Raw genomic sequence first — 12,082 nt, 5'->3', positions numbered from 1 at the left:
GACCTCCCTTAGGTTAGCCTTGCCTAACTCGGGCAAGACGTTACCTGGAGGAAGCGTGAAACGGAACTGGGAGTCGGTGGTTCTCAAAGCATTGGTGTGCATCCCACGATGTGGGTCCGGCTCTGGTTCGACGGGGCGGCAAGCCGCACCAGCGGGCCTTCACGCTCGTCGACCTTCGGTCTCGACGGGGCAGTTCAGCCTCGAGTTCGCCCTGCACGACGGCACGGCCGCCCGGTGGGCGCAGGCTGCGGTGCCCGGTGACACGGTTGACGCGACGGTCCAGGGCAGTGCGTTCGTCGTGCCGGCTCCGCTTCCGGTCCGGTGGTACGGAGTCGGTGACGCGGCCTCGGCGCCGGCCCTGAACAGCCTGTTCGACACGCTGCCGGACCAACCGGCGACGATCTGGCTCGAGTACGCCCACGACGAGGAGCGCGAGTTCCCGCTGCGCGCCCGCGACGCGCACGAGGTGGTCTGGCTGCCCCGGCGCGACGGCGGCGCCCACCTGGTCGCGACCGTGTGCGAGGCGGTGCCCGCGACACCGGAGGCGTTCTACTGGGTCGCCGCCGAGGCGGCCAGCACCAGGGCGATCACCAAGCACCTCCGCCGCACCCTCGGCGTCGACAAGACCCAGGTCAACTCCCTGGCGTACTGGCGGTCGTAGAGTCCATTCATGCGGATCATTGGAGTGGGTTTCGGGCGCAGCGGCACGCTGTCGCTGCGCTCGGCCATCGAGCGGCTGGGCGCCGGGCCGTGCCTGCACATGCAGGATCTCCGGAGCGGCGACCAGGCCGAGCGCTGGAAGCGGGTCGCCGACGGTGAACGGGTCGACTGGCGGGAGATCTTCGAGGGCTGGCAGGCCACGGTCGACTGGCCGGCCTGCAGCCGCTGGCGCGAGATCTGCGCCGCCTTCCCGTCCGCGACGGTCCTGCTCAACTACCGCCACTTCGACGGCTTCTACCGCAGCGTCGAGCGCACCGTCTGGGCTGTGCGCCAGGCAGCCCGGGCCGGCAAGCTCGGCCCGCGCCCGGACGGTCTTGTGCCTCCGCCGGCGTTCCGGCACGTGATCGAGGCGCTGATCTGGCAGGGGGACTTCCAGGACCGGTTCGAGGACCGGGACTGGATGGAGCGGATGTACGCCGAACGGATCGCGGCCATCCGCCGGGAGATCCCGGCCGGGCGGCTCGTGGAGTGGCGGCTCGGCCACGACGGCTGGGAGCCGTTGGCGCGGGCGCTGGGCGTACCCGTACCGGACGAGCCCTTTCCCCACCTCCACGACACCGACGAGTTCCGCGTGCAGGCCGGCCTGGCTCAGTCGGCTACGTAGCGCTGCCCGAAGGACCGGTCGCCCAACGCCCGCAGGAACTCGAAGCTGTCCGCCGTGTGCGAGCCCGGCTGCGGGCGGAAGATGACCAGGCGTTGGGCGGTGGTCTCGCTGCGTACGAAGTCGCACTGCACGTCGAGGTTGCCCGCCCGTGGGTGGACGATCAGCTTGCGGGTGCTGTGCAACGGGGCGACCCGCATGTCGCTCCAGTAGCCGGCGAACTCCGGACTGGCCGCTCGGAGGTCGGCCACCAGGCTTTCGGCGTCGGAGCCCGCACGGGCAGCGGTGGCCCGCAGGTCCGCCGCATAGCCGCGACCGATCGACTCGTGCTCCTCGGGGGCGTTGAGGGCGCGTGACTCCGGATCGGTGAACCAGCGCCAGATCACGTTGGCGGCCCGCCCCTCGCCGTCGGTCCATGGGCCGAGCAGCGCCCGGGCCAGCGCGTTCTGCGCCAGCACGGTGGTCAGGGCGTCGATGACCTGAGCGGGCACCTCGGCGAGCGCGTCGAGCAGGAACAGCAGCGCCGGGTCGACATAGCTGGTGACGGCGCCGGCCGGGGGCGCCGAGTGGCCGGCCAGGCGGTAGAGGTAGTCGCGTTCCTCGACGGACAGCCGCAGCGCTCGGGCGAGCCCGGCGAGCAGCGCCTCCGACGGCGTGCCGGCCCGCGACTGCTCGAGCCGCTCGTAGTAGTCGACGGACAGGTTGGCCAGCAGCGCGACCTCTTCGCGCCGTAGGCCGGGGGTGCGGCGCCGGCCGCCCGACGGGATGCCCACGTCGGACGGCCGGAGCGCCTCCCGGCGGTTCCGGAGGAAGTCGCCGAGCTCGTTGCGTGCCACTGCTCACTCCTCGATGGCCGCCATGGCCTGGGGTGTGTAGCGGGCGCCCACCGCCGCGCCGACCGGCGCCGCCACGCTGAGCTCCGCGAGCACCGCCGGGCTCAGGTCGATCCCCGCGGCGGCGACGTTGTCCGCGAGGTAGCTGCGGCGCTTGGTGCCCGGGATCGCGGTGGCGCCCTGTCCCAGCACCCACGCTAGTGCGATCTGGGCGGGAGTGACGCCTTCCCGGTCGGCGATGGCACTGATGCGGTCCACGAGAGCCAGGTTGAGGTCGAGGTTGCCGTCGGCCAGCCGGGGCCAGGTCCGGCGGAAGTCACCCTCCGGCACGTCCGTGAGGTTGCGGATGGTGCCGGAGAGGAAGCCCCGACCCAGCGGCGAGTACGCGACGAAGCCGATCCCGAGCTCGCGCGTGGTCGCCAGCACGCCGTTAACCTCGACGTCCCGGGTGAACAAGGAGTACTCGGTCTGCACCGCCGACAGCGGCGCGGTCGTGTGAGCCCGGCGGATGCTCTCCGGAGACGCCTCACTGATGCCCAGGTAGCCCACCTTGCCCTCGGCGACCAGCTCACCCAGTGCGCCGAAGCTCTCCTCGACCGGCACGGCCGGGTCCACACGGTGCAGGTAGAGCAGGTCGAGGCGGTCGACGCGGAGCCGGCGCAGGGACCGTTCCACGGCGGCGCGCAGATAGGCCGGGTGTCCGTTGGCCGGGCCGACCCACCGGTCGTCTTCGTCCATCGTCTGGCCACCGACCTTGCTCGCGACGACGGCCTCGGCGCGTCGCCTCGCCAGCGCGCGGCCGAGCAGTCTCTCCGCCCCACCGAGTCCGTAGAAGTCGGCGGTGTCGAACATGGTCACCCCGAGGTCGATCGCGCGGTGGATGGTGGCGGTGGCCTCGTCGTCGTCCGGTGTGCCGTAGGCGGCGGTCAGGCCGAACGTGCCGAGACCTTCGACAGAGGCATGGAGACCCTGGCTGCCGATGGCGTGGGTTCGCAGTGTCATGAGACCACCGTGCGTCGGCGCGGCGGCCATAGCGGCGCCCTCGTTATCCCCGGTCCGCCAGGGCGACCCTGTCGCAATTGTCGAGCGCATCTCAACCAGCCTCGCCGCGGTTGACACCTCGGCGCGGCCGACCGTAGCGTCCCGGTCAGAAGTGACGATGGTAGGAAGCCGGTGAGATACCGGCACGGTCGCGCCACTGTGACCACGCCCGCGTGGAAGTCAGACCCTCCGCCGTCACGGAAACCCATCGTGGGACGCGTGATCCCGAGGAGGTTCGCCCCGTGTCCAGCATTTCTTCTTCCGCCACCCCCCGCCCGGCCGTCCAGCCGGTGGCCATCCCGTGGCGTCAGCTCCAGCCGTGGCTGCTGTTCGGAGCCGTGCTCGCCATCGCCCTGCTCTACTTCGTGGGCACCGAGCAGGGTGTCTTCCACCTGATCGGTGGCAGCGGCGTGCACGAGTTCGTGCACGACGGCCGCCACCTGCTCGGCTTCCCCTGCCACTGACGGCGGGGGCGATCATGCTGTCCCCCCGTTCGTTGCTGGTTCGCGGCATGCTGGTGGGGCTGGCCGCCGGCGTGCTCGCGTTCGTCTTCGCCTACTTCGTGGGCGAAGGCCCGATCAACGCCGCGATCGCCTTCGAGGAAGCACACAGCGAGGCAGGCGAGCCCGCGCTGGTGAGTCGCACCGTGCAGAGCACCATCGGCCTGCTCACCGCCACGCTGATCTACGGCGTGGCGCTCGGCGGCATCTTCTCGATGGCGTTCGCCGCCGCGTACGGCCGGCTCGGCCACCTGGGGCCGCGGGCGACCGCGGCGCTGGTCGCGCTGGCCGGCTTCCTCGTCGTCGCGTTGGTGCCGTGGCTGAAGTATCCGGCCAACCCACCGGCCACCGGCTCCGAGGACACCATCGGCCGGCGTACGTCGCTGTACCTCCTGATGCTGGTGATCGCGCTCGCGTCACTGACGCTGGCCGTCTATGTCGGACGGTCGCAGGTGGCCCGGTTCGGCGGATGGAACGCGGCCGTTCTCGGTGCCGGAGCGTTCGTGGCCGTGATCGCGGTCGCGCACGTCCTGCTGCCGTCGATAGAGGAGATCCCGGAAGGGTTCTCGCCGGTCCTGCTGTGGAACTTCCGCCTCGCGTCCCTCGGCACGCAGGTGGTCGTCTGGACCGCCCTCGGCCTCGGGCTGGGCGCGGTCGTCGAGCGCGGCCTGCGTCGCGAGGCCGTGCTGTCCACTCAGTGATGGTGGTGGTGGTGGTCGGCCGGGTGGTGGTGGGGTAGCTGGGCGGCGCCGACGGACTGCTCGTGGAACGGCAGGGCGATCCGGTACCTGCAGGTGTCACAGTTGGCCCGGATGTCCCCGCCCAGCGCCTCGTGGTAGCGCTCCACCACGATCTCGGCCAGCCCCGCACAGTCGCCGATCACGTCGGCGGTCCGCACGTCAGTGCCGCGGGCCGCCGACCATTCGGCCGCCTGAGCCTCGACGCGGCGGGGCAGGACGCCGGTGAAGAGGAAGTACGGCAGCACCACGATCTTTCCGGCGCCGAGGGCGCGGCACCGGTCCAGGCCGGCCGGCACACCGGGTTCGGCGAGCGAGACGAACGCGTACTCGACGCCCGCCACCGACGTGGTCTCGGCCAGCAACCGGGCCACCTTGGCGACCTCGGCGTTGGCATCGGGGTCAGTCGAGCCGCGGCCGACGAGCAGCACCGTGGTGTCGGCGTCCGCGTCGTGGAGGCGCTCCCGCAGGAGCGCCAGCACCCCGGGGTGCGGGCCGAGCGGCCGACCATAGGCGAACGACAACCCCGGGTGCCGGGCGCGTTCGGCGGCGAGCGAACCCGGGATGTCGCCCTTGGCGTGGCCGGCGGCGACGAGCATCAGGGGTACGCAGGCCAGCCGTCGCGCGCCGGTTTCGAGCAGCGAGGCGACCGCGTCCTTGACCGGTGGCGGTGACAGCTCGATGAAGCCGCCCGCGACGGGCACGTCGATGGTCTCGCCGACCCGGGCCACGAAGCGGCGGAAGTCCTCGGCGCCTTCCGGGTCGGTGGTGCCGTGGCCGGCGATGAGCAGTGGGATGGTCATGCGAGGGGATCTCCGTACAGCAGGGCATTGACGGCGGCGGCCGCGACGGCCGCACCGCCGCGAGCGGACCGGTTGGACAGTTGGGGGAGTGCCGTCTCCCGCAGGGTGGCCTTGGACTCGGCGGCGCCGACGTAGCCGACCGGCAGGCCGATCACCAGCGCGGGCCGGACCTCACCGGCGGCGGCCAGCCGCAGCAGCTCGGTGAGCGCGGTCGGCGCGTTGCCGACCACCCACACGGCGCCGTCGGGGTGGTCCGCGGCGGCCAGTCGCACTCCGGCGGCCGACCGGGTGAGGCCGGCTGCCTCCGCCGGCATCCGGCAGGTGGCCGGATACCGGGTGATGCCCGCCGCGACCATCGTCACGTCGGTGACCAGCGCGGCGCCGCCGGCCAGCGCCGCGGCACCGGCCGCCAGCGCCTTCTCGTCGACGACCAGGTCGCCGAGCCAGTCCGGGTCGGCCGTGGTGTGGATGATCCGTTCGACCACGTCCCGGGAGTACGGCGGCAGGGCGGCCGTGTCGGCCTCGCGGCGCAGGATCCGGTAGGACTCCGCCTCTATCGGGTGCACGGTGCGCGTTACGACAGCCACGTGTACTCCCTCGGCGTGACCATCCGGCCGGCCACCACCCGGGTGCGGCTGGACCCGACCAGCACCACCGACCTCATGTCCACGATGGATGGATCGGCGGTCAGCGCGGCCAGCGTGGTCAGGTGCACCCGCTGGCCGTCCCGTGACGCGTCCCGGACCACCCCGACCGGTGTCTCCGGCGGGCGGTGCCCGCCGAGGATCGCCAGCGCCTCGGCGAACTGCGCGGTGCGGGCCTTGCTGCGCGGGTTGTAGAGACAGGCGACCAGGTCGGCGCCGGCCACCGCGCGGAGCCGCTCGACGATCACCGGCCAGGGGGTGTGCAGGTCCGAGAGCGACACGTAGGCGTGGTCATGCCCGAGCGGAGCGCCGAGCAGCGCGCTGGCGGACAGGGCCGCGGTCACCCCCGGCACCGTGTCCACGTCGACGTCGGCACCGGCGAGCTCCAGGGCCGGTGAGGCCATCGCGTAGAGCCCGGCGTCGCCGGAGCCGATCAGTGCCACGGCGTGCCCTTCGGTCGCGAGCTCGACCGCTTCCCGCGCTCGCTTGGACTCCTCCCCGAGCACCGATTCGACGATGCGCGCGCCGGGGGAGAGGAGGTGGCGCACCTGGTCCACGTACTGGTCGAGGCCGACGACTACGGACGCTCGCCGCAGCGCGGCGGTTGCCCTCGGCGTTCGCAGGTCCTCGGCCCCGGGACCGATCCCGACGATGGTCAACCGCCCACGCGGCACGAGCCGAGCCACGGCCGCGGTAGCGGTCGGCGTCACCTGCTTGGCCATCACCAGTTCCGCGTCCCGGCCGGCGTCCCGGGCGGCCCGAAGCGCGGCCGCCTCGGCGACGCTGGGCGTGCCGACCGCGGCCCGCACCACCTCGGAGGGCGTGGGCACGTCCTCGACCGCGAGCTCGGCGGCCGGGAAGGTCAGCACCGGCCACCCCCGGTCGGCAGCGACGGCCAGGATGCCCGCCTCGTCGGCCTTGACGTCCACAGTGGCCAACGCCCGCACCGATGCCGGGTCGAGTCCACCGGCCGTGAGCGCGGCGTCCACGACGGCGGCCACCGCTTCGGCCGTGACACCCCGACTGGCTCCGACGCCGACGACGAGCGAAGGAGGGCGGTAGACCAGATCACCGCGCGCGTCGACCCGATCCGAGACGACCAGCCGCACCGGCTCGCCACCCGTGGGCACGGCCGGAACGGGCCAGGTCACGTCGGAGACGACGGCCGCACCGGCACCGTCCAGCACCGCCCGGGTGACCCGCGCGACCGGCGCCGGGTCGGCGAGCCGGAAGCCCAGGTCGGCGCCGAATCCGTCGAGCGGCGGGAGCCCGACGCTGTCGGTGGCGGTGGTGACCACCGGCTCGGCACCGAGCAGTGCCGCGATCCGCCTGGCCGCGTCGTTGGCGCCGCCGTCGTGGCCGCCCGTGAGCGCGATCGCGAACCGGCCGGCCTCGTCGACGCAGACCACGCCCGGGTCGGTGTGCTTGTCGGCCAGCAGCGGCGCGATCAGTCGCACGGTCGCACCCGTCGCCAGGAAGCAGACCACGACGTCGCTTCCGGCCCACGCGTCCTTGAGCTGGCCGAACACCCGAACCTCGTCCGGCCAGGCGACCGCGAGTCGCGCGGCGAAGCCGCGACCGGCGGCCGTCGGTGCGACGATTCCGATCATCGGGTCCCCCAGACCAGCGTCACCGGGTTGGTGGCGGCCAGGCGGTGCCGGCCGGCGATCTCCACCAGACGGTTGGTTTGCAGCTGTGCGCCACCGGTCGCGTAGCCGGCCGTGGCCAGTGCGTCCGCGGCCGGACCGACCGGCTCCACGGCCGCATAGGCGGCGACGACCTGGGACGGACCGCGTGCGATCACCGCGGCGAGGACCTCCGGCCCACCGCCGCCCACGAAGACCGCGTCGGGATCCGGCAGGTCCGTAAGGGCGGTCGGGGCCGCGCCGGTCACGACCCGGACGTCAACGTTGTGCTCGGCCGCGTTCGCCCGCACCAGGTCCGCCGCAGCCGGGTCGCGGTCGACCGCGACCACCGCGGCACCGAACCGGGCACATTCGACGGCGACCGAACCCGATCCCGCGCCGACGTCCCAGACCAGCGTGCCGGGCGCCGGGCGCAGGTGGGACAGCGCCACCGCCCGCACCTCGGCCTTGGTGATCATCGAGGCGCGATGCCGGTACGCGTCCTCGGGCAGCGCCCACCCGTCCGGCGGCCGCACGCCGCCCGCGAGCCAGCCGGCCGGGCCGTCCGCCACCTCAGGCGCCAGGACGATCGTCACGTTCGGGTCGGCCCAGTCGCCGTCCGGGCCGGTCAGTCGTTCCTCGGCCGTGCCGAGCCGCGACGCGACGACGACGCGCCGCCGCCAACCCCGCAATCCTGACGCCAGCGCGGATGGCTCCGAGCCGGGGCCGGTGAGCACGGCGACCTTCGGGTGCGCCCGGCAGACGTTGAGCGCCCGCCGCAGGCCACCGTCGCGCCCGTGCGCCGACACCACCACCGCGTTGTCCCATGGCAGTCCCAGCCGCGCGAAGGCCAGCGCGACCGACGACACCGCCGGCCGGACCACCGGGTCGAGGCCGGCCCGGCGCAGTGCCCGGACGATGCCGAAGAAGCCCGGGTCGCCGCTGGCCACCACCGCGACCGGTCCATCGTGGACCGAGATGCGCTCGACGGCGGCGGCGACGGAGCCCATCACGACGTGCTCCGCCTCGGACGCGATGCCGTCGAGGTGCCGTGCCCCGCCGACGAGCAGGGTGGCGTCCGCGACCGACGAAGGCAGGGGGCCGCCGTCGTATCCGTACACGGTGACGTCAGGCATGTCGGGCTTTCAGCTCCGTGCGGGCCGTGCGCTCGGCCTTGCGATGCCCGTGGAAGTGGCCCGGGTGGTACAGGTGGCTGCGCGTGCCCGACGCCGACAGCGCCGGACCCACGAGGAACAGCGTGTGCTTCCACAGCTTGTGCGCCCGCACCGTCTCGGCCAGCGTCTCGATCGTGCACCAGGCCAGCAGCTCGTCCGGCCAGCTCACCCGGGAGCCGATCACGACCGGGGTCTCGGGGGCGTAGCCACCGCTCAACAGGTGCTCGGCCAGCTGCTTGGCCCGCGCCGCCGACAGGAACACCGCCATCGTCGTGCCGTGCCGCGCGAAGTCCGCGATCCGCTCGCCCGACGGCATCGGCGTCTTGCCGCCCTCCAGCCGGGTCAGGATCACCGACTGGGCCACCTCCGGCACGGTCAGCTCCCGGCCCGCGGCGGCGGCGACCGCGGCGAACGCGGAGACGCCCGGCACGATCTCGGTCGTCAGGTCGAGGTCGGCGCAGGCGTCGAGCTGCTCGGCCACCGCGCCCCACAGGCTCGGGTCGCCCGAGTGCAGCCGCACCACGTGCAGGCCCTCGGCCGCCGCGCGGTGATAGATCTCCACCACGGCCTCCAGCGGCACGGCCGCCGAGTCGACCACCTCGGCGCCCGGCCGGACGTGTTCGAGCACCTCGGCGGCGACCAGGCTGGAGGCCCACACCACCACGTCGGCCTCGGCCAGCCGGCGGGCCGCGCGCAGCGTCATCAGGTCCGCGGCGCCCGGGCCGGCGCCGACGAAGGTCACGCGACCCGTCACAGTTTTCCTCCACGTCGTGCGCGCAGGGCCGGGATCAGCACCGTCGCCAGGTACGGCAACGGCCCGTCGACCGCGTCCAGCGGCCGCACCTTCTCGTCGCGCAGCCCGAGGTGGCTGCCGACGACGGCGCCCCGCCCGGCGGCCGCCTCGGCGATCGCCGCCATGTGCCGGCCTCCCTTGTAGACGACCACGGTGGCGTCGCGGGCCAGCGCCGCGTGCAGCGGCTCCAGGTCGCCGCGGGCCATCGGCAGCAGCACCAGCTCCTCGCCGCCCTCGACCAGCGGGCGTCCGGCCGCGGCGGCCAGCGCCTGCATCGCGGTGATGCCCGGCACGGTCTCGAGCTCGACCGACGGGATCAGGGCGCGTACGGTCTCCGCCAGGTAGCCGAAGGTGGCGTACACGTTGGGGTCGCCGATCGTCGCGAACGCGGCGGTGCCGCCGGTCTCCCGCAGCCAGTCGGCCACCCGGCGCCCGGCCGCGTCCCAGTGGTGCTCGCGCCGTCCGGCGTCCTCCCGCTCGTTGAGCGCGAACACGAGCCGCTCGATCCGGTCGTGCGCGGCGTGCGCCCGCACGGTCGCCTCCGCCCGTCCGACGTCGGCGGCGTCCAGCACGGGCACGAAGACCCGTCCGGCGGTGGCCAGCGCGCGTACCCCCTTGAGCGTCATCAGCTCCGGATCACCGGGCCCGACGCCGACTCCGATCAGGCGCATGCCGCCACCAGCCGTTCCGCGATCTCGGGCGTGCCCGCCCAGTGCAGGTGCAGATAGGAGGCGTGCACGTTGCCCGCCACGAAGCCGTCGGCCGGCTGACCGCGCCAGGCCCACGCCGGGGACTCGCCCGCCGCGGGGCTGGTTGCCGTCCGGTGGAACTCGTGCCCGGTGACCCGCGTGCCGATCGGCGCGAGCCAGCTCGGCGAGATGGCCACGGCGTCGCGATAGCCGAGGGTGAGCCGGCCGGTCATCGCGGCGTCGGTGGGCAGCACGCCGCACATCGGGGCGCCGTCGAGGCTGCGGGCCAGCCAGAGCAGGCCGGCGCACTCGGCCACGATCGGCGCACTTGCCGCGGCGAGGGCGGCCACGGCCGACCGCAGGGGTCCGTTGGCCGACAGCTCGGCCGCGTACACCTCGGGGAAGCCGCCGCCGACGACCAGGGCCGCCGTGCCGGGCGGCAGGGCCTCGTCGTGCAGCGGGTCGACCGCGACGACCTCGGCGCCGGCCGCCGTCAGCAGCTCGGTGGTCTCGGCGTAGCCGAAGCTGAACGCCGGGCCGCCGGCCACCGCCACCACCGGCCGGCGCGAGGTCGGGACGACAGGCGGCTCCCAGGGCGACACCGCGAGCGGCGGTGCGGTGGCGGCCGCGGCCGCCACCTCGTTGAGGTCCACACTGGACGCGATCAGATCGGCCAGCGCGGCCATGGCGGCGGTCGCCTCGGCGCGGCGCTCCACGACCGGCACCAGGCCGAGATGCCGCGACGGCGCGGCGACCGCGTCGGAGCGGCGCAGCACACCCAACACCGGCGTGCCGGTCTCCTCCACGGCCTCGCGCAGGATCGCCTCGTGCCGGTCGGAGCCCACCTTGTTGAGCACCACCCCGGCCAGCCGCAGCGTGGGGTCGAAGCTGCGGAAGCCGTGCACCAGCGCGGCCACCGACCGGCCGACCGCCGAACCGTCGACCACGAGCAGCACCGGCGCCCGCAACAGCTTGGCCACCTGCGCGGTCGAGCCGTGCTCGCCGGCGTGCGCGCGCCCGTCGTACAGCCCCATGACGCCCTCGACGACCGCGAGGTCGGCGCCGGCCGCGCCGTGGGCGAACAGCGGCGCGATCCGCTCCGTGCCGACCATGACCGGGTCGAGGTTGCGCCCCGGCCGGCCGCTGGCCAGCGCGTGGTATCCGGGATCGATGTAGTCCGGGCCGACCTTGAAGCCGGCGACGCTCCGGCCCCGGGCCGCGAACGCCGCCAGCAACCCGCCGGCGACGGTCGTCTTGCCGTGCCCGGATGCCGGTGCGGCCACCACGATCCGTGGGGTGGCTACCACTCGATGCCCTGCTGTCCCTTGCGGCCGGCGTCCATCGGGTGCTTGACCTTGGTCATCTCGGTGACCAGGTCCGCCGCGTCGACCAGCGCGGGCGCCGCGTCCCGGCCGGTGACCAGCACGTGCTGGTTGCCGGGCCGCCCGCGCAGCGTCGCCACGACCTCGTCGACGTCGACCCAACCCCACTTCATCGGGTACGTGAACTCGTCGAGCACGTAGAACCGGTAACGCTCCTCGGCCAGGTCGCGCTTGACCTGTGCCCAGCCCTCGGCCGCCTCCGCCGCGTGGTCGCGCTCGTCGCCCGGCCGGGCCAGCCACGACCAGCCCTCGCCCATCTTGTGCCAGGTCACGGGAGCGCCGCCGCCGGTGTTCACGTGGTGCTCCCCGAGCGCCTTGAGCGCGGTCTCCTCGCCGACCCGCCACTTGGGGCTCTTCACGAACTGGAAGACCACGATCGGCCAGCCCGCGTTCCAGGCCCGCAGCGCCATCCCGAAGGCGGCCGTCGACTTGCCCTTGCCGGTGCCCGTGTGCACGGCCAGCAACGGCTGCCTGCGGCGTTCGCGGGTGGTCAGGCCGTCATCGGGTACGCGCTCCACCTTGCCCTGTGGCATGGCGCT

The 12,082-nt window shown here is 73.8% G+C and carries 12 protein-coding genes, 2 pseudogenes and 1 riboswitch; of the genes and pseudogenes, 4 read left to right on the top strand and 10 right to left on the bottom strand.

Going from position 1 to position 12,082, the window contains the following annotated elements:
* Positions 1 to 93 precede the first annotated feature (93 nt).
* Positions 94 to 661, top strand: a pseudogene (locus AB0J88_RS17895) (siderophore-interacting protein); the annotation flags it as partial.
* Between the two features lie 9 nt (positions 662 to 670).
* Positions 671 to 1,324: a sulfotransferase family protein gene (locus tag AB0J88_RS17890; RefSeq protein WP_364343179.1), complete on the top strand. Its 654-nt coding sequence runs from the start codon at positions 671 to 673 to the stop codon at positions 1,322 to 1,324.
* Here AB0J88_RS17890 and AB0J88_RS17885 read toward each other — a convergent pair.
* Both AB0J88_RS17885 and AB0J88_RS17880 read right to left on the bottom strand, forming a co-directional pair.
* Positions 1,309 to 2,157: a helix-turn-helix transcriptional regulator gene (locus AB0J88_RS17885; protein ID WP_364343182.1), complete on the bottom strand. Its 849-nt coding sequence runs from the start codon at positions 2,155 to 2,157 to the stop codon at positions 1,309 to 1,311. The genes AB0J88_RS17890 and AB0J88_RS17885 overlap by 16 nt on opposite strands.
* A gap of 3 nt (positions 2,158 to 2,160) precedes the next feature.
* Positions 2,161 to 3,156: an aldo/keto reductase gene (locus AB0J88_RS17880; RefSeq protein ID WP_364343185.1), complete on the bottom strand. Its 996-nt coding sequence runs from the start codon at positions 3,154 to 3,156 to the stop codon at positions 2,161 to 2,163.
* A gap of 110 nt (positions 3,157 to 3,266) precedes the next feature.
* Positions 3,267 to 3,404, top strand: a riboswitch (cobalamin riboswitch).
* 33 nt (positions 3,405 to 3,437) lie between these two features.
* Here AB0J88_RS17880 and AB0J88_RS17875 point away from each other — a divergent pair.
* Positions 3,438 to 3,659 carry a CbtB domain-containing protein gene (locus AB0J88_RS17875; protein WP_364343188.1) on the top strand — a complete coding sequence of 74 codons (222 nt, stop codon included), beginning with the start codon at positions 3,438 to 3,440 and terminating at the stop codon, positions 3,657 to 3,659.
* A 14-nt stretch (positions 3,660 to 3,673) separates the two neighbouring features.
* The gene (locus AB0J88_RS17870; RefSeq protein ID WP_364343191.1) at positions 3,674 to 4,396 is read left to right on the top strand and encodes a CbtA family protein; all 723 of its coding nucleotides are present in this window, start codon (positions 3,674 to 3,676) and stop codon (positions 4,394 to 4,396) included.
* 68 nt (positions 4,397 to 4,464) lie between these two features.
* Here the strand turns inward: AB0J88_RS17870 and AB0J88_RS17865 are convergent.
* The 8 genes and pseudogenes from AB0J88_RS17865 to cobO form a co-directional block, all read right to left on the bottom strand.
* Positions 4,465 to 5,235, bottom strand: a pseudogene (locus AB0J88_RS17865) (sirohydrochlorin chelatase); the annotation flags it as partial.
* Entirely contained in the window at positions 5,232 to 5,822 is a 591-nt protein-coding gene (locus tag AB0J88_RS17860; protein ID WP_364343194.1) for a precorrin-8X methylmutase, read from the bottom strand. The pseudogene AB0J88_RS17865 and the gene AB0J88_RS17860, both read right to left, overlap by 4 nt.
* Complete coding sequence (gene cobJ / locus AB0J88_RS17855; RefSeq protein ID WP_364343197.1) at positions 5,810 to 7,489, bottom strand: precorrin-3B C(17)-methyltransferase; 1,680 nt, start codon at positions 7,487 to 7,489, stop codon at positions 5,810 to 5,812. Before cobJ ends, AB0J88_RS17860 begins: the two co-directional genes overlap by 13 nt.
* Positions 7,486 to 8,640 (bottom strand): precorrin-6y C5,15-methyltransferase (decarboxylating) subunit CbiE, encoded by a 1,155-nt coding sequence (cbiE, locus tag AB0J88_RS17850; protein ID WP_364343200.1) that lies wholly within the window; start codon positions 8,638 to 8,640, stop codon positions 7,486 to 7,488. The genes cobJ and cbiE overlap by 4 nt, the downstream gene beginning before the upstream one ends.
* Positions 8,633 to 9,433: a precorrin-4 C(11)-methyltransferase gene (cobM, locus tag AB0J88_RS17845; RefSeq protein ID WP_364343203.1), complete on the bottom strand. Its 801-nt coding sequence runs from the start codon at positions 9,431 to 9,433 to the stop codon at positions 8,633 to 8,635. The genes cbiE and cobM overlap by 8 nt, the downstream gene beginning before the upstream one ends.
* Entirely contained in the window at positions 9,430 to 10,143 is a 714-nt protein-coding gene (gene cobI / locus AB0J88_RS17840) for a precorrin-2 C(20)-methyltransferase (RefSeq protein WP_364343206.1), read from the bottom strand. The genes cobM and cobI overlap by 4 nt, the downstream gene beginning before the upstream one ends.
* On the bottom strand, positions 10,134 to 11,468 hold the full coding sequence (locus AB0J88_RS17835; protein ID WP_364343209.1) for a cobyrinate a,c-diamide synthase: 1,335 nt from the start codon (positions 11,466 to 11,468) through the stop codon (positions 10,134 to 10,136). Before AB0J88_RS17835 ends, cobI begins: the two co-directional genes overlap by 10 nt.
* Positions 11,462 to 12,076: a cob(I)yrinic acid a,c-diamide adenosyltransferase gene (gene cobO / locus AB0J88_RS17830; RefSeq protein ID WP_364343212.1), complete on the bottom strand. Its 615-nt coding sequence runs from the start codon at positions 12,074 to 12,076 to the stop codon at positions 11,462 to 11,464. The genes AB0J88_RS17835 and cobO overlap by 7 nt, the downstream gene beginning before the upstream one ends.
* Positions 12,077 to 12,082 lie beyond the last annotated feature (6 nt).

The organism is Asanoa sp. NPDC049475 (genome assembly GCF_040676915.1).
Taxonomy (GTDB): domain Bacteria; phylum Actinomycetota; class Actinomycetes; order Mycobacteriales; family Micromonosporaceae; genus Asanoa.
Note: the sequence above shows the minus strand (reverse complement) of the source record. Positions and strands in the feature narration are given on the sequence as shown.